Raw genomic sequence first — 22,814 nt, forward strand, 5'->3', positions numbered from 1 at the left:
CCATATGAAAATACTAATGATACTGGATAAATAAACATTCGTTAAAGGGGGGGGGTTATTTGGCGGCGTACTGCTGAATCAACATCTCAGTCGCAGCCTCTGCTGGCACTGGTTTGCCAAACCAATAGCCTTGACCCTGTTGACAGCCCATTTTTAGCAACACATCTCGCTGTTGTTCGGTTTCGATACCTTCGGCGACTACCTGCATATCAAGTGCCATTGCCAAGTCTAAAATAGCTTTTACAATGGCATGTTGGGTACGATCAGTGTCGATGTTGGATATAAAACTTTTGTCAATTTTAATGAAATCAAACGGATATTCTTGTAAGTAACTCAAAGAGGCATAACCGGTGCCAAAGTCATCCAACGCCAAACAAATCCCCAGTTCCTTGAGCAAAGTAAGCTGTTTTTTGACATTTGCATGACGCTGAATTAAGGATGACTCGGTGACTTCAATATGTAGCTGATGCGCAGAAATATGGTGTTGCACCAGTAAACTGCTCACCATCTCAGAAAACTCAGGATGGCTAAATTCGGCGGCATCTGCATTGATACAGATATGTTGACAAAACCCTCGCTGTTGCCAAGTCGATAACTGCTTAGCAATTTGAACCGCCATGTGCGAGAACAACTCAAACGACAGTTTATGAGTGATAATGGCATTGATAAAATGTATCGGCTTTAGCAGTCCGCGAGTCGGGTGTTGCCAACGTACCAGCGCTTCAAAACCAATAATGATGCCAGTAGCCAGCTCAAACTTTGGTTGATAATAAGGAACAAACTGATTTTCAGTGGTGGCGGCTCTAAGTTCCGCCTCTAACTGCAAGCTACCCGCAGTGGCTTTGTCAATGGCCGTATCATACCAGCAAATGTCATCACCGCCTTGCTGCTTGACATAATGCAGCGCTTTTTCAGCCTTGGTCAATAATCCTGTCACTTCGTCGTCGTTAGTGGGGAAGTAACTGACCCCGACGGAAATATGACAATAAATCTTGGCGTCTGTCGCAGTGTTTTCATCTAAGGAGAAGGGGCGTTCACACATTTGCATCAAGCTATCTAGCTGATGACGTACCATATTAGCGTCATTAAATTCGAATAATAACGCAAAATCATCGCCGCCAAAATGAGAAAAACAATGTAAATTATCGAGCTTGAGGTTCTTCAGGCGTGTGACAAAGTTTTTTACCAAAGTGTTGATGCCGTCAGGGCCAAGCAAGCTTGCTAGATTACGATAACGGTCAATATTAAAGCGCACAATCACGACTTCTTGATAGCTGTCCAACAATAGGTCGCTTGTTTGACTCAAGAAAACCTTACGGTTTGGTAATCCAGTCAATTGATCATAATTGAGCAAATGCGCCACTTGCTTTTGATCCTTGACGACCGAGGACATATCACGCACCATACCGATATAGTAAGTCTTATGATTGACACAGATTTTGCGATAAGTCATGTGACAGTCAAGTATTTGTCCATAACGGTTCAGCATCGAAAAGTCGTTTTCATAAAAACCATTGCAGTCTAAATGGTCAGTGATATCTGCTAAAACGGCCCTTTCCTCATCTGATAAAAATTCTGCTGCATAAACACCAAGTGGTCTGCCAAGCAAAAATGACTCACTGTAGCCAATGATAATCTCATAACTGGCATTGACCGATAGATAGCGTAAATGGGCATCCAAGATGAATATGGCATCATCAAGCTGCTCACATAACTCGGCCAGCAGTTGCTGCTTGTCTGCGATGGAAATAGGGGCGAAAGCAGTCATAGTTGGACTCATCACGTCGAAATGGAACAGCAATTAGGATTACGCATATGGTATTTACTCATAATAGCTCAAAGCATGCAGAGTCGCCAACGCCACCACGGGTGCGGTCTCGGTGCGTAAGACTCTTGAGCCAATTTGCCAAGGTTCAAAACCAGCTTTGGCTGCTTGCTGGCATTCATCAACACTCAGACCACCTTCAGGGCCTATTAGCAGCTCAATATAAGGAGACTGTTGCGTTAAGACTGCTGATAGCGACTTAGGCATTGCTGGTTGTCCTACAGCTGGTACGCTCAGTTGCAGACGCAAATCTGCTGGTTGTTGTAATATTTGATAATAAGGGTCTTGGCTAAGGGTTGTGACAATAGTACTGGTAGTAGGAGGGCGAACGTCTATTTGCGAATCGGCAGAGTGAGTCACTGATTGTTGTAACCAGTCATTTATGGACACAGGCGCAATAATAAGCGGTGGACGGTTAAGACCGCATTGTTCACACGCGGCAATGGCAACTTGCTGCCAATGTGCCAGTTTTTTCTCAACTTGTGCAGGTTTTAGGTTGACCTCACCATGATGGCTACTTAATAACTGAATAGCCGTTACACCTAGCTCGGTTGACTTTTGAATCGCATAGTCCATGCGTTCAGCACGACTCATTACCAGACCAATTTTAGTGAGTACTGATGCGCTACGATCATCCTCTATATGAGTCAATAGAGTCACAGTGGCATGCTTTTTACTAATGGTCTGTAGCTGTACTTGATACTCACCGCCAAATCCATCGAATAAAACACCTTTATCACCAACATTTGCCCGTAATACGCGGCACCAATGATGAACAATACTTTCTGTAAGTTCGACACTGGCACCTATAGGTAAAGTACTAAGTCGAGGGTAAGTGGTATCTTCTGAGTTATCGGTGTCATTGCTAATAGCATAAAAAAAACGTCGCACAGTTGCTTAGTCCTATAGTTTAAATAATAAGTTTTTTAAATATCTTAGCAGAATATCGTCAGAGTAGGTGAAGTTATTACTGTTAGTACATTTACGATAATGCTTATTGGTATAATTTTTATTGTTAGAAATATTAATTATTTCTGATTGTTTCTAATAATCTTAAAAAGTCACTACCAAAAAAAACTGGCGCTCCGAAGAACACCAGTTATTATGCAGTAAATTGGATAATAATTTACGTGGTTAACCCTAGTTCTTCAACCAAACGTTTGTTTGGCTCAATCTTATTCATGCTATAAAAATGCATGGCGGGTACACCTTCATTGATTAAGCGCTCGCATAGGCGATAAACCACTTCAAAGCCAAATTCACGGATGGCTTTACGATCATCACCAAAGTCCCCCAATTGCTTACGCACATAGCGGGGAATATCAGCACCACAGCTATCAGCAAAACGCATCAAATTGCTAGAATTGGTAATTGGCATGATGCCCGCAATCAATGGCTGAGTCACGGTATCAATACCGCGTTTCTCTATTCTGTCGCGCAAGTATAGATAGCTGTCAGCGTTATAAAAAAACTGCGTAATCGCTGCATCGGCACCAGCTTGGTATTTATTCACCAAGTTTTCGATATCAAGATCAAAGCTACGCGCTTGTGGATGCATCTCAGGGTAGGCTGCCACTTCGATATGGAAGTGATCGCCTGAGTGTTCACGAATGAATTTTACCAAATCCACAGAAAATGGCAGTTCACCCATGCCCACCTGACCTGATGGCAAGTCGCCACGTAGCGCTACTAGTCGTTTGATGCCTAGCGTTTTATAAAACTCGAGCAATTCAGCGATTTCATTTTTGTCATCACCGATACAAGAAATATGTGGCGCAATCTCAGTGTCGCCCCGCGCATTCAATGCTTGTACGATATCTAGGGTGCGATTTCGGGTTGAACCGCCAGCACCATAGGTCACCGAAAAGTAGCTCGGTGATAGCTTATTCAGCTCATCGTAAGTATTGAGTAGCTTTTCATGGCCTTGTTCGGTTTTTACTGGGAAAAACTCAAAGGAAAAAGCAGGCTTACTCACAGTCTGACTCCTTTTAGTATTTGTAAGCGTCAGGCTTGAATGGACCTTCGACAGGCACACCCAAATACTCAGCTTGCTTTTCGGTCAATTTAGTCAACGTGCCGTTAAAGCCTGCAACCATCGCAGCGGCTACTTCTTCGTCTAGCTTTTTAGGCAGTACTTTGACGTATAAGTTGTCAGTACGCTTGTCAGCTGGCAAGTCGGCGAATTTTTCTTCAAACAGATACATTTGAGCCAATACTTGGTTGGCAAACGAGCCGTCCATGACGCGTGATGGGTGACCAGTCGCGTTACCTAGGTTCACTAAGCGACCTTCAGCAAGCAAGATCAAATAATCATTCTCGTCGTCTGAGCGGAAGATTTGATGCACTTGTGGCTTGATTTCAACCCAGCGCCAGTTGTCACGCATAAACTGAGTGTCGATTTCGGTATCAAAGTGACCGATGTTACAAACAACTGCACCAGGTTTCAATGCGGCTAGCATATGTCTGTCACATACATGGTAGTTACCAGTAGTCGTGACGATCATGTCAGTGTCTTCAAGCAAGCGCTTGTTGATACTTGCCGCGCCGCCAGTATTGTCACCATCGATGTATGGTGAGAGTACTTCAAAACCGTCCATACATGCCTGCATGGCACAGATAGGATCGACTTCTGAGACACGTACGATCATGCCTTCTTGACGTAAGCTTTGCGTAGAGCCTTTACCCACATCGCCATAACCGATAACTAAAGCGCGGCGACCAGCAAGGAACATGTCAGTTGCACGTTTGATAGCATCATTTAAACTATGACGGCAGCCGTATTTGTTGTCGTTTTTAGACTTAGTAACCGCATCGTTAACGTTGATAGCGGGAACTTTAAGTGTGCCTTTATTTAGCATTTCAACTAAGCGATGGACGCCTGTAGTCGTCTCTTCTGAAATACCGTGAACATTATCCAGCAATTCAGCATAATCATTATGAATCAATGCGGTCAAATCACCGCCGTCATCCAAGATTAAGTTGGCATCCCAAAGCTGACCTGACTCTTCGCCGCCAACGTGGATTTGCTGACGTAAGCACCATTCGTACTCTTCTTCTGTTTCGCCTTTCCAAGCATAAACAGAGATACCTGCAGCAGCAATCGCGGCAGCAGCATGGTCTTGAGTTGAGAAGATATTACATGAGGTCCAACGTACTTCAGCACCTAGCGCGACGAGTGTCTCGATAAGAACGGCAGTCTGGATGGTCATGTGGATACAGCCAGCGATTTTTGCGCCTTTAAGCGGCTGATCGGCTTCGTAGCGACGACGCAAACCCATTAGGGCAGGCATTTCAGCTTCGGCAAGGGTGATTTCACGGCGACCGTAGTCAGCAAGGCTGATGTCAGCGACTTTATAGTCAGTGAAAGAGGGGTCGATCGTATGGGCAGATGGGGTGTTAGACACTGCGTCCATAATATGCTCCTATCAGTGGTTAAGGTATGATAAAAAGAATAAAAACGCAGGTGCCGTTATTTGCGCTGTCAATAATCAATGAGATGATTGTTTAACAGTTACCGAGCCTAACATAATGACTGATTAGCATGGCTTTAAAGCCTAAATGCACTATCAGATATTATGGCGCAACACCTCTCGGAGGTCGTTATTGTAATTGATGAGTCATGAATTGTCACCTGTTGGATAACATAAATAGCTGACGGTATAGGCACGTAATAAGGCGAGCGGTAATATGTAGCAATAAAAAAGGCCATCGATGGATGACCTTTTTTATTCTCAGTTCAGACAGTTTAAATAGTACTAAGAGAAATTAGAGCCAGTTATAGGTTAAAGATGTGAAGAAGTTGGTGCCGTCTTGATTGTAACGCGAAGCATATTGACCAAAACTCTCATTAGTTGAGTAATCTACATTAGTCAAATTGTTAATACGACTTGTCCATGTCAGATTTGGACTCAAGTAATAATTACCACTGATATTGAATAACGTATAGTCCTCTATAAAAGTGCTATTATCTGCAACATTATAGGTTTTACCCACATATTCTGCTTCAGTACGAATATCGAACTCTGCAGCTTGGTAACCTATATATACCAGGCCAGTATTTTCAGGGCGATACACTAATTGTTTGCCTTTGTTAGCTCCGGAGTCCTCTTCAGCATTGGTGCGAGTGTATTGACCACCAAATAAAATATTACTGAGCTGCCAGTCTGAGGTAAAGCTATAACCTGACAAGCTTGCTTCATCAATGTTCAGTGCTTGATATTTATCAATACTACCATCGTATCTGTTATCAATAAGATTGTCGACATTACTATTAAAGGCAGTCAGGCGTGTATTTTGCATGGTGGTATTAGACTCAATAAACACTTCTACATTTTTACTCTTTTCGACTTTTAAATCTTCATTTGGAACATAGTAAGCGCTCTCGATGTATAAATCATTCAGAGTAGGCGCTCTATAGCCAGTAGCGAAGCTAGTACCTAGGCGTAGGCTAGGCGCTAGCTTTACAGCATAACCAAGACCAAATGTAGTTTCGTGACCAAATTGTGAGTTATCGTCGAAACGAACATTGGCTTGAAAATCGTAAGCATCCTCATTTACTTGATAACCAGCAAAGCTACTCTTAATATCACGGTCATTTATTTTATAGCTGTCTTTACCGCCGGCACTAGGAGTGTTGTCTGTAAGGTCTACTTCCTGCTGCAACCATTCGGCACCTGCTTGAAATTGTCCTATAGGTAATTTATAAGTGCTTATCAAATTCGCCTGTTTCTGCTTGGTTTCAAAGGCATCGCCCACTTTGTTATCAATCTTATCCAAACTCTGACCCGCTGATAGTCGTACTGTCAGCTTATCGTTTTCGTATTGTGAAAATGCTGATACGGCACCATTCTCTTGATCAATCTCTGCATTGGGACCTGGTCCAAAACTAAAGTTATCAAACTCTGTCGTTGACTTAGAAAAAAGTCCAGTTGCGCCAACGCTTATATTTTGAGTAATAGGCATACTAGCATTAAAGGCAAAGTTATTGCTCTCAAAGCCATCGTCATCTTTATCATTGCCTGTTCGGTTGTCAAGCGCGCTGATACCTTTGGTTTGATTCCGACTAGCGGAAAGACTCAGTTTTGCGCCTTGAGCATTTGCAAACTGCGCTGTTGCACCATAAATATAGTGGTCATGTGAGCCAACACCTGCGGTCACAGAAAAATTAGTTTGATCGACGTCACTGCCTTTAGTAAATATTTGAATGACGCCGCCCATAGCATCTGAACCATAGATGCTAGAGCCTGAAGCACCGTATAAAATTTCAATACGATCAATTTGATCGGTCGGTAATAAGGCTAAAGCGGGCTGACCTGTTGACATTGAGCCATAACGAACACCATCTATTAGCACTAATACACGCTTACTATCATAGCCGCGAAGATAGAAATTACTGCTTTGACCCATACCACCATCTTGTTTAATGCTAAATCCTGGCTGCCGTCTAAGCACTTCTAGAACCGTCTGACCTTGAAAGCGCTTTAAATCTTCTTTATTTACAACCCGAGTTTGCGCAATTACATTGCTGGTTTTAGTGGGGGTACGGGTTGCTGTTACGATGATTTCATCAAGCTCAACTTGTGGTAGCTCGCTATCGTTAATAGTAGCAACGTCAGGTGTCACTGCCATTGCTGTGTTAACCGCAAGTAAACCTAGTGCGCTTAAGATACTCAAACGAAGGTAGGTACGTGAAGATGAACGTGATAAAGACATAGTCAATTCCAAAATAATCATATTAAAAAATGCAGGGAAAAAAGTAACCATACTGACGTTAATATGGCTAAAAATTACAAAAAACAGTGGACAAGCAAAACTGCGTTCATTATCTACAAAACAGACCGCTTTATAAACCACTTTAACCTAATGTTTATTCACGGTAAGCTGAGTAGTTTTCATGATAGATTGCGGTTTATTCATTTAATGATTGTCACTCTCATTCATAGGAGGTATTTACAAGGAGTGTCGTGAAAGGTAAGAAAAAATTAGCAGTCATAAGCAAAGGTGAGAGTAGATAATTCACATAGATGACCATAAAAACGTGTAATCAAAAGCACTGCTGTTATAAATAATTGCTATTATAGGGAAGCACTCATTTGTTCTTCGTTGTACCATTCATAATGCTAAGAGGTTTGTTTTGTCTATTAAGTATCGCCTGATTCCTATGATTCCCAGTCCCGAGTTGTCTTCACCATACTCAATCATCAAAATGCCACTAATGGCAATTTTATTTTTGCTTGTGATGCTGTTGAGTGCGTTGTTACCCAATAATGCATTTGCTGCTGAAGCTAGCGCACTGGGAATGGGTGGCAGTACCAGTGAGGAGTCGGCGAGTACGCCGATACCAGATTCATTCGGACGCGATACACCGCGCCATACTGTACAGGGCTTCATCAGTGCGTTAGGTGAAAATGACTATCTGCTGGCGAGTAATTATTTAAACTTATCAAAGTCTGACAATCCAACCACAATCGTTCGTCAGTTTAAGCAAGCGCTGGATGCAGGTGGGCGTTTTCAGCCTGATTTGCAGATTAATAATACGCCTGAGGGCAACCTAACTGATCAGCTACCGCCAAGCCAAGAAAACGTCGGTGCGATTAATGTGGGTGAAAAAAGTGTGCCACTGATACTTGAAAGAGTGGTATCTAAGCAAGGAGAGCAGTACTGGCAGTTTTCTACGGATACGCTCAGCTCAGTACCAGAAGTCATAGAAAATACCGAACCAACGTTAGTGTCTCGCTATACTTTTGATTCCTTAGAAGGCAAAAAGCTGTTTGGTTATCAAGTGGCGGATTTAGCCGCAGCGTTAATGATGACTGTCGGCAGCTTTGTGTTTACTTATATCATGGTATGGCTGCTGTACCATCTATTACGAATCATCTATCCTCGTGTGCGCGGCGTACCATTGCCATTACCTGATAAGGTCGTATTGCCTCTGGCAGTGGTCATCATGGCGCTGATACTGTCAGAAGTGATGGTGTATGCAGGCGTGTCGGTGACGCTACGTGAACCGATCAATCGTTTTACTGAGATTGCATCTTGGCTTGCATTAACTTGGTTGCTGTTACGAGTCATCGATGCCATATTCACTCGTGCGGTAAACTTAAGTTATAAGAAAAATTATACTGAACGTGTCTCTATCTTGGGGCTGCTACGCAAAGTGGTCAAAGCGTTGCTGCTGATCTTTGCTGTGATTGTTATCTTCGGCAATTTGGGTTTTGATTTGACCACGGGTATTGCCGCCTTGGGTGTGGGTGGTTTGGCATTAGCACTGGGTGCGCAAAAAACCATCGAAAACCTTGTTGGTAGTGTCGTGGTCGTGGCGGATTCGCCCGTACGTATTGGTGATTATTGTAAGTTTGGCACTTATGAAGGCACAGTCATTGATATTGGTATTCGCTCATCACGTGTGCGCACCTTGACGCGCACTGTTGTGACTGTACCAAACGGTGATTTTTCATCAATGCAAATTGAAAACTTTACATCCCGCGATATGTTTCGCTTCTTCCATCAGTTATATATTAAGCGCACTGCTGATATTGATGTGGTCTTTAAGATGGTTAAGGACTTGGATGAGTTTATAGATGAGCATTATTTGACCAACCAAGAATGGAATCAGGTCAATATTTTAGAGCTACGTCAAGACTGCTATATCATTCAATTACAGGCGTATGTTAATGCTAATGGCGTGACTGAGTTCTATGACAAACAGAACGTTTTGTTTGTTGATTTATTGAACCAAGTTGCGAAATATGATGTCGAGCATGCTTTGCCAACGCAGCAGCTTATTGTCAATCAAACTGAGCTTGAGCATCACATAGAAAACGAAATTGAAGATAAGAATAAGGAAGGTAACGTCGCTGAAACGACAAAAGACATGTCAAATGATGACCATACTGATGACGATGCTAGCGACAATAAGGATAACAACAACGATGATAAGCATGCCGTGGACTTGAGTAAAGGTAAAGATAACGTCAAGACAGATGAAAAAGGCAGTCAGCGAACCTCTAAATCAGTCGAAAGTAAAAAAGACAATGCGTTAAAGGCATTGAGAAATAAAAGCCGTATGATAAAGAAAATCAAGTTCAAGTACGCAAAAAGAAAATCTGGCTTTTCTATATGGAATCAGCCATAAGATTATGGATTGAAAGCTGTATAAGATCAGCACTTAAGGTAAGTATCAAGCGTTTATCTTATACCATTCACAAAAATTAGAGCAGCAAAGAAAACGAGTGCTAGACTAAGCTTAAGCTAAGCGAGTTTGACATAGTGAATCGTACTTGGGTGTTTGGCATTATAAAGGGACAGCAGTTTGATTACGTAATAGGCCGTAGTATGACCATAGCAACAAACTGGCAGCGCTGCGATGTGGTGACCAATCTTGTGTTAGATTCTTTAACTGTTTCGGCGTTGGACGTTCCATTAAGCCTAATAACGCCATCGCCGCTACTTTAATTGCTAGATCATCGACCGCAAGTACGTCTGCACGTTTCAGAGAGAATAATAAATACATCTCAGCCGTCCAGCGACCAATACCAGTAACGGCTGTCAGCACTTCTATTGCTTCTTCATCAGGCAAAATTTCTAACGCAGCAAAGTCTATATCATGATCGACTAATGAGCGAATGTAACGGGTTTTTTGTTTAGATAACCCTTGCGCTCTTAAGTCCTCATCTGTTGCTTTGATAATTGCCTGTGGATTCGTCAAGGCGGCATCAAGTAGCCTTTGCCAAATACTGGCTGCTGCTGCCACAGACAGCTGTTGACCAACCATTGCTCGCATCAACTGCTCAAACCCACCGACATTATGCCGTAGACTGGGCATACCGACTTGTTCATAGATAGACAAAAATCTTGGCTCGATAACAATCAAAGCCATGATATGTTCATGTAGCTGTTGCGTGTTCTCAATGGTCTGTATGCTCATAAATGCTTATCCTGATTTATGCAAATATCGCTATCGCTAGATGTTAAATGTAGGGGCTATAGTCGATAAAGATTAAATAATGATTTTATGAGCATAACAAAAGGACTGCCAATAAGCAGTCCTTTTGATTCTTCATACTAACTCTCACACTAAAAACTATTCACCATCAGCTTTAGATTTTTTGAGCAGTACCAATACTGCACCGTTACCACCATCTTTTGGCGGTGCAGAGCAAAATGCCAATACTTCTGGTAGTTGACGCAGCCAACCGTTGACGCAGGTTTTTAAAATGGCCTCAGAGCCTTTACCATGAACGATTTTTACCATGGTCTCATTTTTCTGTTTTGCTTGGCTTAGGAGTTGAGTCATTGCCACGCGCGCCTCTTCGATGGTACAACCATGAATATCTACGGCGTCATACCAACGTAGTTTGCCTTTTTTAAGCTGATCAAAGATTTTATTCTGCAAAGTCGGCTGTTTGTAAGATAAATAGGCTTCAGCAGCGACAGGGTTGAGTAGTGCTTGCATATCTGACAAGCCAGCTCCCAAATCACTCGCTTCACTACCTTGCGCGGCAGCACGTTTAGACAAGGTGGTCGCATCAGGTTTGCCCGCTTTGCTCGCATTGGCAGGTGAGCGTACGTTTTTGTCTTCAAGCTGATTTACGCCATGCATTGCTTGCATAAACAGAACTTTGTCATCGTCAATATGCTCGCTAGCCATTTGCTTGACAGTCTTGTTTACTTGCTTTTGCGTGGGCAATGATACAGGCTCAGTAGGCTTTTGATTTTCATCTTCAGGCGAATTGGTATCACGACCTTTGCTAAGTTGGCCTTTTAGCTCTTTGAGCTGGTCTTGCATTTCTTTTGAAAATAGAGAGTTTGACATAGAATTTAACGTATCGTTGGTTGATGAATGATGGATTGATTTAAACTGTTTAGTAGACTTAAGCCACTTTACCCGTCTGCTGCGACGCCCGCAAGTAAGGATTGTAACGCTTGTCCAGGATGATCAGTCTTCATGAACTGTTCACCGATTAAAAAGTGCTGAATATTGTGCTTCAACATCAAATGAATATCAGCGCTATTATGAATGCCACTTTCGGTGACGATAAGCGGTTTAAGCGTGCTGTCCATATCAGCCGCCAGTGCGTCGATTAAAATATTTTTTAGATCTAGCGTGGTTTGCAAGTCGACATCGAAAGTATTTAAATCACGATTATTAATACCATAAATATTATGCGCTGAGCGCGGTAGCTGTAGCGCACGTTCAAGTTCGGCTTTAGTATGGACTTCTATCAATACATCCATACCCAATTCGATACTTAGCGCATGCAGCTCTTGTACTTGGATGTCGTCAAGGCAGGCCATAATAAGTAAAATACAGTCAGCTCCCATCAGATAAGATTGATAGATCTGGTACACATCTATCATAAAATCTTTACGCAGTATCGGTAGGCTTACCGCATTAGCTGCTTGAATAAGGTAGCTGTCATCACCTTGGAAATAATCGCGATCAGTCAATACAGACAGACAGCTGGCGCCCGCTTGTTCGTATTGCTTGGCAAATAGGGCGGGCGCGAAGTTGTGATTGATAACGCCCTTAGAAGGAGAGGCTTTTTTAATCTCAGCGATGATACCAATACCATGCTCTTTAGTGCTAGCCGCTCGCAGCGCCGCCGCAAAGCCACGACGTGGTTTGTTATCCGCCGCGACTTGCGCTTGTAAGTCTTCAAGAGATAATACCTCGCGTGCGGCATTTATTTCTTCCACTTTAGTGGCGACAATGCGTTGCAATACGGAAGAAATATCTGTCTTGGTTTCTGTATGAGTCATGCTGGTATCCGAATATCGTTGAATGTAAATAGACAAAATAGCTAGAGTGCACAGTAATGGTGCTTAGCCGTTAAGCAGGAGTCACTAGTTGCTGCGTGTATGTGGCGAGAGACTCAAGCTTGAGTAACGCATCACCATTTTGAATGACTGTTTGTGCCCGGCTCACACCATTAGCATAGTTGCTGGCAAGTCCTGCGGTATATATGGCCGCGCCTGCATTTAGTGCAATCATATCACGTGCTTTAAGTACAGCACGATCTTGAGAGTTTTCTCCTGATAGAGCCGCGCGAATAAGCTCAAGACTTTGCGCTGGAGAATCTACATCGATACCGATAAGGGTTTGTGACTCAATACCTGCATCTTCTGGCATCATCTCATAAACAGATATCTCACCGTCTTTTAATTCAGCGACAGTGGTTGAGGTAGCGAGACTGATTTCATCCAAACCGTCTTTTGCGCCCACAACCATGACATGACGTGCGCCTAAGTTTTTCATGACTTTAGCGATAGGCTCGCACAGCTGAGCGGTAAAGACACCGATTACCAGATTGGGTGTGCCAGCAGGGTTGGTTAATGGTCCTAAAATATTAAAGATGGTACGCGCTTTGAGCTCGCGGCGTACTGGATTGGCATAACGCATGGCACTGTGATGATTGGGCGCAAACAAAAAGCCGATACCTTGGTTTTCGATACATTCTTTAGATTGCTCAGGAGTAAGTGCCAGACTGATACCTGCTTGCTCAAGCAAATCTGAGCTACCAGAGTTGGTAGAGACGCCGCGGTTACCATGTTTGGCCACTTGCGCACCAGCGGCGGCAGCAACCAGCGCTGATGCAGTAGAGACATTAAATAAATTGGCACCATCACCGCCAGTTCCGACGATATCGACTAAGTAATTACAGCCCCGTGGTTCGATATTGGCTGCTAACGCACGCATTGCACTGGCAGAGGCAGTAATCTCATCGATGGACTCACCTTTCATACGCAGACCAGTCAAAATAGCACCCATCATGGCGTCGCTACATCTGCCTTGCATGATAATCAGCATCACCTGATACATCTCATCAAAGGTTAAATCAATGTGCTGAAAAATTCGCCCCAAAGCTGTCGTCAGTAGCGTATGTGTCTCTTCATCAGACAGTTGAGCAATGTTAGCTGGGTTAGGGCTTTCATTTGTTTTTGTTGTACTCATTATGATCTCTCTTAATATCTTTATACGTTAATTTTAAATTATCAATAGAATAGGTTTTATTTTAATTTTGTTATTAACGCCTTTTTTAGAACATGCTTTAATAGACTGTTAGCCGACTTGTGGTAGTTCATCTGAGGTTAGTGCTGACAAATGATGCGTTTGCAAAAAATTGTTGAGTAGCTGATAACCTGCTTCGCTTAAGATAGACTCAGGATGGAATTGTACACCTTCTATCGCAAACGTTTTATGACGGATACCCATGATTTCTTCAATACTGCCATCACTGTTTTGTGTCCATGCGGTCAGCTCAAGACAATCGGGCAGGCTGGTTTTATCAATGACAAGCGAATGATAGCGCGTGACTTGTACGGGATTAGGTAAGCCTTCAAAGACACCTTGGTCAGTATGATAAACGGCGGATAAGCGGCCATGCATGACTTCACCAGCCTTGACCACTTGTCCACCAAATGCCTGTCCAATTGCCTGATGTCCTAGGCAAATACCTAGTATCGGTATCACGCCCTGAAAAGTCTTGATAGCTTCTAGAGAGATACCAGCTTGATCAGGATCGCAGGGACCGGGGCCAATGACGATCGCATCTGGCGCAAGGGTTCTAATATTTTCAATAGTGGTTTGATCGTTACGCCAGACGGTGATGTCCTGCTGTAATTCACCGAAGTACTGTACAATATTGTACGTAAAGCTGTCGTAATTATCGATCATCAGAATCATTAGCGTTCTACTTATTGAGTTCTACTTATGGAGATGGTTATATAACGCCGTTATCTTACCACTATTTTGTAGACTATCAAATGTAGGGTACAGGCGACCCAAATAAGTGGTGAATAACAATCTATTTTGCTTATGGGATGACATTCGTTAACATCTCAAACGCACTAAAAAAGTACATAATTTTTATTTATACATTCAATATGCACTAATTTAGTGCAGTCATGCGTTATTAATGACTCTGGATAAATAATTTGTATGACACCACTGACGATAAATCTACGGCTGAAATAGTTTCAAAAATATTATAAGTTGCTGTAATTATTATTAATAACTATCCTTTTATCCTCTATATTTTCAGCGTTATAAAAAACTGGCATAGCCTTTGCATTATTATTGTTATGATTATCTTTGGTGATAAAGTGGTCAATAATTATTATTAACAAGTGCCTGAAGAGTTCAGCATAATGAGTGATATGTTGTTAGAATAATATCGAACCAAAACACTGGCGGGTCTTATTAAGCGCATAACTTAGATGACTATCTTGACTAATAATATTGACAGTGCTGATAATAAGCATAATATTGAACAGGATATTTAGCGCTAAACGCAGCGCTGACTGTTATCAAACCAGAGATTTTTAACCAACAGATTGTACTTATAATTTCAAATCGCAATAACCTAATCAACACAACGGAGACTATTTATGTCGAACAAACTACTAGATCTTATCCAATCCTCTAATGCTAAATGGGTTGATTTTCGCTTCACTGATACGCGTGGTAAAGAGCAACATATCAGCTTCCCAGCGCACAGCATTGATGAAGAAGTGATGGAAGATGGCAAAATGTTTGATGGCTCATCTATCGCTGGTTGGAAAGGTATCGAAGCGTCAGATATGATCTTGCGTCCTGATCCAGAGACGGCTTTTCTTGACCCGTTCTTTGATTCACTTACCGTAGTTGTTACTTGCGATATCATCGAGCCATCAACGCTACAAGGTTATGATCGTGACCCACGTTCTATTGCGCGCCGCGCCGAAGAGTACTTAAAGTCAACGGGCATTGGTGATACTGCTTATTTTGGTCCTGAGCCTGAGTTCTTTATATTTGATGATGTGAAATGGTCAATTGATATGTCTGGCGTTAGCCATAAGATCACAGCCGAAGAAGCGGCATGGTCGACTAACAATGACTATGAATGGGGCAACATGGGACATCGTCCACGTGTTAAAGGCGCTTACTTCCCAGTACCACCAATCGATAGCTCGCAAGACATGCGCTCTGTTATGTGTGAGCGTTTAGAAGAAATCATCGGCGAAGGCTGTGTCGAAGTTCATCACCATGAAGTTGCGCCTTGCCAGTCAGAAATTGGTGTCGCTTTTAATACGTTAGTCAAAAAAGCCGATGAAGTACAGCAGCTAAAGTATGTTGTGCATAATGTTGCGCATCAGTTTGGTAAAACGGCTACCTTTATGCCAAAACCAATCGTTGGTGACAACGGTTCAGGCATGCACGTGCATATGTCAATCTCTAAAGATGGTGTTAATACTTTCTCAGGTGATGAGTATGCGGGTCTTTCTGAATCTGCACTGTATTTCATCGGTGGTATCATCAAGCATGCGCGTGCGTTGAATGCGATTACCAACCCATCGACTAATAGCTATAAGCGCCTAGTACCGCATTATGAAGCGCCTATCAAACTTGCGTACTCAGCATCTAACCGCTCAGCATCTATCCGTATTCCACATGTTAGCAGCCCAAAAGCGGTACGTGTTGAAGCACGTTTCCCTGATCCAGCAGCCAACCCATACTTAACGTTTGCAGCGTTACTAATGGCAGGTCTTGATGGTATTCAAAATAAAATACATCCGGGTGAAGCTGCTGACAAAAACTTGTATGATTTACCACCAGAAGAAGAAGCACTCATCCCAACTGTTGCGGAGAGCTTAGAAGTTGCACTACAAGCCTTGCGTGATGATCATGAGTTCTTATTAAAAGGTGATGTATTCACTGAAGACATGCTAGAGGCGTTCATCGCTTTGAAAGAAGAAGAAGTGCAACGTGTCAATGTAACCGTGCATCCCGTTGAGTTTGACTTATACTACAGCTGCTAATTTATAGCTAATACGCTCACAGCAAACGCAATTCATAAAAACCAGCTAAGTTATTCTTAGCTGGTTTTTTTACGTCTCAATAATAATTTGCTAAATCAACGGATCTGTCCTCTTTGAAATTATTACTGATTTAACGCCCAAAGTATCGCATAATAGATATTCATAATATTAGGTACTCATTAGGTTGACTGACTATGACTTCATTATCAAAACCGGTTTTTTCAAACAGTAAGTTAGGGTTGGCACTGATTGCTGCTACGATGCTTAGTATGGCAACTCTCTATGCCCCTTTGGCAAATGCCGCGCCTATCTATAAAGTTATTGACGAAAAAACAGGTCAAGTCACCTTTACCGATCGCCCGCAAAATTATGAGCAGCAGGCAGGTAAACAAATCAGCCAAACGGGTGTCACGACGAAAGAAAGTCGCGTCAGCTCAAGTAACAGTGATAACACGAGTAGTCCGCCTTCTTCTAGTAATGTTAATACGACTACGCAAAATACGGCTGCTAAAAATAGCCCTGTCGCCAAACCAGTCGTCAATTATCAGCTTGCTATTACTGAACCAAGCGCAGAACGTGCATATCGTCGCCCAGCACAAAGCATTGATGTCAATGTGCAAGTGAAGCCGAACTTACAAGCAGGTGATAGTGTTAGTATCTATTTGGATGGCAATGAAGTCGCGCAAGGTCTCAGCGCCTCGATTGCAACGGTAGATGTTTTACCAGGATCGCATAAGATAAAAGCTGTGCTAAAAAATGAGAAAGGTCAAATACTCAAACAATTAGAGCGTACGGTTTATGTGATTCAAAACAATACAACATTGCAAAATAATAAGAAAATCGCGCAACAGCTTTTAGCTTATCAAAATCTACCTTGGTATCAAAAAGTGCTGTTAAAAATGCGTCAAGAGGGCAAACAACCGAATATGCAATCATTTACTAAGCCTATAGTGGACAAACCTATGACGCTTGAGCAACCAGTGACAAATTGACTTGTAGTCAATGTGTCAATCATGGATAAGTATAAGAGTTCATACAAAGTAGAGTAACTTTATAAGTTAATTTCTTCTATATAAACATAAAGGCAAGCGCTGCAATCAGCGCTTGCCTTTATGTTTATTCAGGATATTTATTAATCCTATGTATTTATAGCTTATTTAGTCAATTCAATCGTACCATTAGCAGTCACTGAGATAGTACTATTGCCAGATTCAAAACTTTGGCTAGGTACTGACTCATCTGCCGCGCCTGCTTTCATGCTCATAGCACTATACATCGGACGTGGGTAGTTGCTACCTGTATTTAGATTCACATTGACCACACGATAGCCACGAGCATCCCAAGCGCGTGTTAGGTTTTTAGCTTGTTGCTGAAAGGCACGAGACGCATTGGTCATCAGCTTTTGCTCAAGCGCATCCTTTTTGGTATCTGAGACACCAAAGTTCAGATTGTCCATCACCAGCGTTTCTTGTAGGTCAGCGATGAGTTGGCTAGTTGCTGCAAAGTCGGTGCTCTTTAAATCGATGTTTGCTTGTCCTGTCCAGCCAATGATTTTGTCGTTTTTATCATAGCGAGGGTAGGTGCGCTGTTGTCCGGTACTCACGGTAACCGTTGGATAGCGCTTAGCAATTTTCATGGCGTTATTAATTGAGGTGTTGAGCGTTGTCGCTAGAGTTTTAGAATCCGTTGCCTGCGCTTTTTTATATAAGCTGGCTCGTACTTCATCATTTTGGATTTCTTCTTTTACTTCTGTCTGAAAAGTAAGCTGATCGTAGCCTGTTGGTTCTGCATGCGCGCTACCCATCATGGCTGTGAGTAGAAATGCAGTACCAGTCGTTAGAGCGGCTTTATTAAGTAAAGTGGTTTTCACAATGATCTCCTGAGTGAGTTATATCAATAGTATTTAGGTGAGCCATACCATAGGTAAGACTCGCCTTGATATGAGAAGCTGTCCATTTTAGTTATTAGTTGATACCGAGTATGCTCAGCTTCCTCAACTAAAATAGCAAAATTTAACAGGCTTGCTGTGAGAATTTTGTCACCTAAGTTACAGGGCGTTTTGAGGTAAAAGAAAGAGTTTTAAGATAGGGGTTGTAATATTTAAAAATTCTTGTATAATTTGCAACTGGTGGCTCCATTGGTAGCCTCGCAACATTGTTCTATGAACCCCGCCAGGACCGGAAGGTAGCAACGGTAATAGTCACAGTGTGTGCCGAGGATTTGCTTTTGGAGTCGCTTTTTTTTGCCTAAAATTTGATAACTATTTTAATATTTAATTAGAAATGCTCATTTGATCTATTAAGCCCTTCATTGTAAAGGGCTTTTTTTTAACCTTTTTTTGTCCGATTTTGACCTTTGATTGATTAAGATGGGTTAAAATACAATGTATTAACTTTTATTAACATTCTGGACACTTTAGGGTTTTCTTATGAAGATGTTTGTTTGGTTGTTCATTGCCTTCGTGCTGCTAGTGATTGTGTTTGGCGTATCTATATTTAATAAATTGGTACGCGCTCGCAACCAAGCGAAAAATGGTTTTGCCCAAATAGATGTGCAACTGAAGCGCCGTCATGATTTGATTCCAAATTTAGTCGAAACTGCTAAACGCTATCTGACGCATGAAGAAGAGACGCTGACCCGTGTGATTAGTGCACGTAATCACGCGCAAAGCTTGCAAGACTCCAATACACATCAGCCAGACTCGCTTGAGCATATGGCGCTATTTGCCAAAGCTGAGAGTATGTTGTCTAAAGCGTTAGGGCAGTTTTCAGCGGTTGTGGAAGCTTACCCTGAGCTAAAGGCGGACAGCATGATTAAAGAGTTGATGGATGAGCTGACCAATACTGAGAACCGCATTGGCTTCGCCCGTCAGCACTATAATGACAGCGTGATGTTCTACAACAATGACCGCGAGGTATTTCCCAACAATCTTATTAGTACGACTTTTGGCTTTCGTCCGTTAAGCCCACTAGTTTTTGAAGACAGAAAGGTGATCGCTCAAGCACCTGTCGTCAATATGGGCTGATATTGAATTATATTCATATGTTCAGATGCGTTTAGCTATTTTTAAGTCAGGCATATAGATGGATTTTTTTGGTGAACAACGCACTCGTACCCAGCGAAGTCTATTGCTCTATGGGCTATTTTTTCTCATTGTTTTTGCCCATCTGGCAGTAGCGATGGGTATCATGGCGCTGCTGCTAACGATATTTACTGGTGGCATTTATCATTGGGTGTTGATACTGGTTGCTATCTGGACAATCGGTAGCTTTGTGATCGGTAGTTTTTTAGAGTACAGACGTTTAGAAGCGGGTGGTCGCGCTATTGCTCAGCGTGTGGGCGGGGTTCGGCTGTTTATCGACCACAGCCAAGATGCGTGGGAGCATAGTCAAGGGGTTGCCCATCAGCATGAGCCTATACCAAAGGTTCGTTTCAGCGCCCACCATATCGCAGTACGTGATGAGCGAGATTTCCCGTCTGTCTACCGTCGTTACTATGAGATTGCCCAGCAGCTAGCCATTGCTTCGGGTGTACGTATGCCGATTCTCTATATACTGCCTGATGAGCAAGGTATTAATGGCTTCGTTGCGGGTCGTCATAGTCAAGATATGGTATTGGTCGTCACTCAAGGCGCGCTTGATAAGCTGTCCGATGAGGGGCTGTATGGGCTGATAGGGCATGAATATGGTCATATCTTGCATGGTGATGCCACTTTTAACTTACAGCTCATGGTCGTGCTGGCAGGCTTGCAATTACTTTATGACTGGAGTGATTCTATTAATAATTTTGGCGCTGGTAATCAACGAAATCATCAGAATAGCCATCACAATTATTTTGATGATGCGGTCAATCGACGCAATCTCTTGTCACAAAGAGCCGTCGATAGTCATGCGCGTAGCACTGAAGCTCAAACCGCCAATTTTACCACCCATAGTGAATGGGTAAGCTATTGGCAAAGTCAATCACAAAGCCAGCAGTCGTCAGCTAAGAGCCAGTCACGATGGCTAAAAAATAATAATAAGTTCGATAGTCAAGCACCGCGCAATATTTGGACGTTGTTAATACATGGATTGAGTTTTTCGAGTATGGCCAGTGCGCAACTGATTAAACACAGCTTTAATCGCCAGCGTGAATTGCTTGCCGATGCGACCAGCGTGCAGCTGACACGCTCGCCGGCTATTATGGAAACCTTACAAGCCATTCATCAAGATTCGCTTGGTTCGCGCTTAACCAGTATCGCTGATATCAATGGTCTTAGTCATTTCTTCTTTGCCAGTAGTGGTGCTGATTTGGGTGACGTCTCTTGGTTTGCTACCCATCCGAGCTTGGCTGAGCGAATGAGTGCCATTAATGCCCACGCTTATCATGATTTTGCGGTAAAAGTGGCTAAAGAAAAGCGCATAAATCAACAGAAAATAAAAGAGATATATGAGCAGCGGCGATTAGGGGATTGGGGCGTCATAAAAGCAAATAGCCTAAGCAAAAATAAACAAGAAAAAAATACCCAATCATTAATATTTGAAACTCAATCAGCGTTAAATAACAATAAAAACAATAACAATAAAAGCAATAACAATAAAAGCCTTACTAATAACAGCAATGATGTTATAGACAAAAAAATTACTGCTTTTCCTGCAAATGAAATAAAGAATGAGTTGGACGAAGATAAGGGGCTAGAGTTTGTTATCGAGAAAGATGTCGTTGTTGCAGGACGTTTACAGGTTCAAGCGCAAAATACCGGTATTCATCAGTTGCTCAAGCCATGGCAAGCAAAATCTGATAGCGATTTGCCATCGGATACATTGATTGGTATCGACGATAGACAAAAAGTTTCACTGCCGCAGTATATACTCAATCACAGTTATCACCCGCTCGGGGCGCAATCTTTGATTGAAGCAGTTATGTTGTGCCATCAAGGTCGTATATTATCAACGACTGAGAGTTATGACTTGAGTGATATCTGGCTTGGACTTGCTAACGATAAAACGTCTGCTGCTGAAATCGATAATAACGCTAGCGCTAATATTAGCAGCCACCCCCAATTTGTAGCGCATACGATAGATCATAAATTATTAGCGGCAGTGGTACATCTTGATAGGCGTTTAGACAACGCATTGATTGCATTGGCAATAAAGCAATTGAGTCAGCATGACCTGTCAGAAACTGCTATCAATGAATCACGCTTAAGATATGAAGCGAGTCATAGCAATCAAGATCATCAACATTATGTGCAGCAAAAAAAGTGTCGTACAATGCTGATGCGCTATCAACAGGGTATCATTGAGCTATTTGAACACTATCTAACGGCAGATTTAAGTCAACATTTCGCTGATAACATAGCCAGTGAAGATGGTGCTATGAATAAAACTAAGCCAGTATCAACGCACTCAGGAAAAATCGACTCTCGGTTGCCATCGATTTTATCATTATGGCAAGCGCTACAGTTGCAGCAATTATTACCTATATTGTCTGCCGTATTAAACGCTACAAAGGTCCAGTCGCATCTTCATCCTCAATCCTCTTCATACTATCAATGGCAGCAAGTATTGAACGCTGGCACGGATGATATTTATGACCAGCTTGACCCTTCAGGACAGGTGTTTGATGGTCTCGATGTTGCGGCGAAAACAATGCTTGTTTTATTAGCTTATCGGCTATCAAAAGATGTTAAGGGTCAGGTCGTATCAGCACTAGATAGCTCAGTACACATTTCATCACCTATTTCAGTACTCGGCTATAATAATGACAGTGTTGCTCACTATCTTGTGGATTTGCGGCGTCATGCACGTTTGATTGATATTGACTTAGCCGCCGTTAGTGACGCAAATTTGCAATGGCTACTATTGACTACGCAAAATATAAATAGTGTTCAATTATTGGCAGTGATAGAAGCGGTGCCTATTTTATTAGCATCTGCCAGTCAGTCGTCTGCATCAGAAGCCAAACGTAATGATAATTATCGACAGAGGCAACAGGGCAGCGATCAAATAGATTATAATGCTCATAGACAAGACGGAAATGCAGGCAATGACAGTCATTCTTATGCTTATCATACTTACCGGCAATGGCTGAGCACATTGCATACGGTGATGTTACACGATACGATAGTCAGTCAAGATGAATATGATTGCTTGTCCATGTTAGCCAATCATTGGTTAGGCGTTCGGCAGCTTTTTTGAACAATGTCATT

General features: G+C 42.4%; 16 protein-coding genes and 1 other RNA gene. 6 read left to right on the forward strand and 11 right to left on the reverse strand.

What is annotated here, in order from left to right:
* Positions 1 to 55 precede the first annotated feature (55 nt).
* The 5 genes from AK822_RS06795 to AK822_RS06815 all read right to left on the reverse strand — a co-directional run bounded on the left by AK822_RS06795 (position 56) and on the right by AK822_RS06815 (position 7,537).
* Entirely contained in the window at positions 56 to 1,768 is a 1,713-nt protein-coding gene (locus tag AK822_RS06795) for a putative bifunctional diguanylate cyclase/phosphodiesterase (RefSeq protein WP_087945588.1), read from the reverse strand.
* Between the two features lie 54 nt (positions 1,769 to 1,822).
* A complete protein-coding gene (locus AK822_RS06800; protein WP_060491049.1) occupies positions 1,823 to 2,716 on the reverse strand; it encodes a 16S rRNA (uracil(1498)-N(3))-methyltransferase in 894 nt (297 codons plus the stop codon).
* 235 nt (positions 2,717 to 2,951) lie between these two features.
* The gene (gene metF, locus AK822_RS06805; RefSeq protein WP_060491050.1) at positions 2,952 to 3,800 is read right to left on the reverse strand and encodes a methylenetetrahydrofolate reductase [NAD(P)H]; all 849 of its coding nucleotides are present in this window, start codon (positions 3,798 to 3,800) and stop codon (positions 2,952 to 2,954) included.
* A 13-nt stretch (positions 3,801 to 3,813) separates the two neighbouring features.
* Positions 3,814 to 5,238: an adenosylhomocysteinase gene (ahcY, locus tag AK822_RS06810; protein WP_060491051.1), complete on the reverse strand. Its 1,425-nt coding sequence runs from the start codon at positions 5,236 to 5,238 to the stop codon at positions 3,814 to 3,816.
* A gap of 352 nt (positions 5,239 to 5,590) precedes the next feature.
* Positions 5,591 to 7,537 carry a TonB-dependent receptor domain-containing protein gene (locus tag AK822_RS06815; protein WP_060492210.1) on the reverse strand — a complete coding sequence of 649 codons (1,947 nt, stop codon included), beginning with the start codon at positions 7,535 to 7,537 and terminating at the stop codon, positions 5,591 to 5,593.
* Between the two features lie 448 nt (positions 7,538 to 7,985).
* Between AK822_RS06815 and AK822_RS06820 the strand changes: the two genes are divergently transcribed.
* A complete protein-coding gene (locus AK822_RS06820; protein ID WP_087945589.1) occupies positions 7,986 to 9,959 on the forward strand; it encodes a mechanosensitive ion channel family protein in 1,974 nt (657 codons plus the stop codon).
* A 159-nt stretch (positions 9,960 to 10,118) separates the two neighbouring features.
* Here the strand turns inward: AK822_RS06820 and AK822_RS06825 are convergent, their stop codons facing one another.
* From AK822_RS06825 to AK822_RS06845, 5 genes are all read right to left on the reverse strand, one after another.
* Complete coding sequence (locus AK822_RS06825) at positions 10,119 to 10,751, reverse strand: DNA-3-methyladenine glycosylase family protein (RefSeq protein WP_060491053.1); 633 nt, start codon at positions 10,749 to 10,751, stop codon at positions 10,119 to 10,121.
* A 156-nt stretch (positions 10,752 to 10,907) separates the two neighbouring features.
* Positions 10,908 to 11,639 (reverse strand): Smr/MutS family protein, encoded by a 732-nt coding sequence (locus AK822_RS06830; protein ID WP_055124887.1) that lies wholly within the window; start codon positions 11,637 to 11,639, stop codon positions 10,908 to 10,910.
* A gap of 68 nt (positions 11,640 to 11,707) precedes the next feature.
* Positions 11,708 to 12,586: an indole-3-glycerol phosphate synthase TrpC gene (gene trpC, locus AK822_RS06835; RefSeq protein ID WP_060491054.1), complete on the reverse strand. Its 879-nt coding sequence runs from the start codon at positions 12,584 to 12,586 to the stop codon at positions 11,708 to 11,710.
* Positions 12,587 to 12,656: 70 nt separating this feature from the next.
* Positions 12,657 to 13,778 carry an anthranilate phosphoribosyltransferase gene (gene trpD, locus AK822_RS06840; RefSeq protein ID WP_060491055.1) on the reverse strand — a complete coding sequence of 374 codons (1,122 nt, stop codon included), beginning with the start codon at positions 13,776 to 13,778 and terminating at the stop codon, positions 12,657 to 12,659.
* Between the two features lie 108 nt (positions 13,779 to 13,886).
* Entirely contained in the window at positions 13,887 to 14,510 is a 624-nt protein-coding gene (locus AK822_RS06845; RefSeq protein ID WP_045452934.1) for an anthranilate synthase component II, read from the reverse strand.
* Between the two features lie 704 nt (positions 14,511 to 15,214).
* On the opposite strand from AK822_RS06845, the gene glnA reads away from it, so the two are divergent.
* Both glnA and AK822_RS06855 read left to right on the forward strand, forming a co-directional pair.
* Complete coding sequence (gene glnA, locus AK822_RS06850) at positions 15,215 to 16,624, forward strand: type I glutamate--ammonia ligase (protein WP_060491056.1); 1,410 nt, start codon at positions 15,215 to 15,217, stop codon at positions 16,622 to 16,624.
* Positions 16,625 to 16,818: 194 nt separating this feature from the next.
* Positions 16,819 to 17,616, forward strand: a complete 798-nt coding sequence (locus tag AK822_RS06855; protein ID WP_060491057.1) for a DUF4124 domain-containing protein — start codon at positions 16,819 to 16,821, stop codon at positions 17,614 to 17,616.
* Positions 17,617 to 17,777: 161 nt separating this feature from the next.
* Here the strand turns inward: AK822_RS06855 and AK822_RS06860 are convergent, their stop codons facing one another.
* Positions 17,778 to 18,431 carry an SIMPL domain-containing protein gene (locus AK822_RS06860; protein ID WP_372862538.1) on the reverse strand — a complete coding sequence of 218 codons (654 nt, stop codon included), beginning with the start codon at positions 18,429 to 18,431 and terminating at the stop codon, positions 17,778 to 17,780.
* A 328-nt stretch (positions 18,432 to 18,759) separates the two neighbouring features.
* Between AK822_RS06860 and ffs the strand changes: the two genes are divergently transcribed.
* The 3 genes from ffs to AK822_RS06875 all read left to right on the forward strand — a co-directional run bounded on the left by ffs (position 18,760) and on the right by AK822_RS06875 (position 22,803).
* Positions 18,760 to 18,856, forward strand: an RNA gene (gene ffs / locus AK822_RS06865) — signal recognition particle sRNA small type.
* Between the two features lie 196 nt (positions 18,857 to 19,052).
* The gene (locus AK822_RS06870) at positions 19,053 to 19,649 is read left to right on the forward strand and encodes a LemA family protein (RefSeq protein WP_083475715.1); all 597 of its coding nucleotides are present in this window, start codon (positions 19,053 to 19,055) and stop codon (positions 19,647 to 19,649) included.
* Between the two features lie 58 nt (positions 19,650 to 19,707).
* Positions 19,708 to 22,803 carry a M48 family metalloprotease gene (locus AK822_RS06875; protein ID WP_060491058.1) on the forward strand — a complete coding sequence of 1,032 codons (3,096 nt, stop codon included), beginning with the start codon at positions 19,708 to 19,710 and terminating at the stop codon, positions 22,801 to 22,803.
* The last annotated feature ends 11 nt before the right edge of the window (positions 22,804 to 22,814 follow it).

Source organism: Psychrobacter sp. P11F6, assembly GCF_001435295.1.
Lineage (GTDB): Bacteria > Pseudomonadota > Gammaproteobacteria > Pseudomonadales > Moraxellaceae > Psychrobacter.

What these genes read in the sequence shown, in the direction of transcription:
- AK822_RS06795 (WP_087945588.1), bottom strand. Translation starts at nt 1,768, where the DNA reads ATGACTGCTTTCGCCCCTATTTCCATCGCAGACAAGCAGCAACTGCTG.
- ahcY (WP_060491051.1), bottom strand. Translation starts at nt 5,238, where the DNA reads ATGGACGCAGTGTCTAACACCCCATCTGCCCATACGATCGACCCCTCT.
- AK822_RS06815 (WP_060492210.1), bottom strand. Translation starts at nt 7,537, where the DNA reads ATGTCTTTATCACGTTCATCTTCACGTACCTACCTTCGTTTGAGTATC.
- AK822_RS06820 (WP_087945589.1), top strand. Translation starts at nt 7,986, where the DNA reads ATGATTCCCAGTCCCGAGTTGTCTTCACCATACTCAATCATCAAAATG.
- AK822_RS06825 (WP_060491053.1), bottom strand. Translation starts at nt 10,751, where the DNA reads ATGAGCATACAGACCATTGAGAACACGCAACAGCTACATGAACATATC.
- AK822_RS06830 (WP_055124887.1), bottom strand. Translation starts at nt 11,639, where the DNA reads ATGTCAAACTCTCTATTTTCAAAAGAAATGCAAGACCAGCTCAAAGAG.
- trpC (WP_060491054.1), bottom strand. Translation starts at nt 12,586, where the DNA reads ATGACTCATACAGAAACCAAGACAGATATTTCTTCCGTATTGCAACGC.
- trpD (WP_060491055.1), bottom strand. Translation starts at nt 13,778, where the DNA reads ATGAGTACAACAAAAACAAATGAAAGCCCTAACCCAGCTAACATTGCT.
- AK822_RS06845 (WP_045452934.1), bottom strand. Translation starts at nt 14,510, where the DNA reads ATGATTCTGATGATCGATAATTACGACAGCTTTACGTACAATATTGTA.
- glnA (WP_060491056.1), top strand. Translation starts at nt 15,215, where the DNA reads ATGTCGAACAAACTACTAGATCTTATCCAATCCTCTAATGCTAAATGG.
- AK822_RS06855 (WP_060491057.1), top strand. Translation starts at nt 16,819, where the DNA reads ATGACTTCATTATCAAAACCGGTTTTTTCAAACAGTAAGTTAGGGTTG.
- AK822_RS06860 (WP_372862538.1), bottom strand. Translation starts at nt 18,431, where the DNA reads ATGATGGGTAGCGCGCATGCAGAACCAACAGGCTACGATCAGCTTACT.
- AK822_RS06870 (WP_083475715.1), top strand. Translation starts at nt 19,053, where the DNA reads ATGAAGATGTTTGTTTGGTTGTTCATTGCCTTCGTGCTGCTAGTGATT.
- AK822_RS06875 (WP_060491058.1), top strand. Translation starts at nt 19,708, where the DNA reads ATGGATTTTTTTGGTGAACAACGCACTCGTACCCAGCGAAGTCTATTG.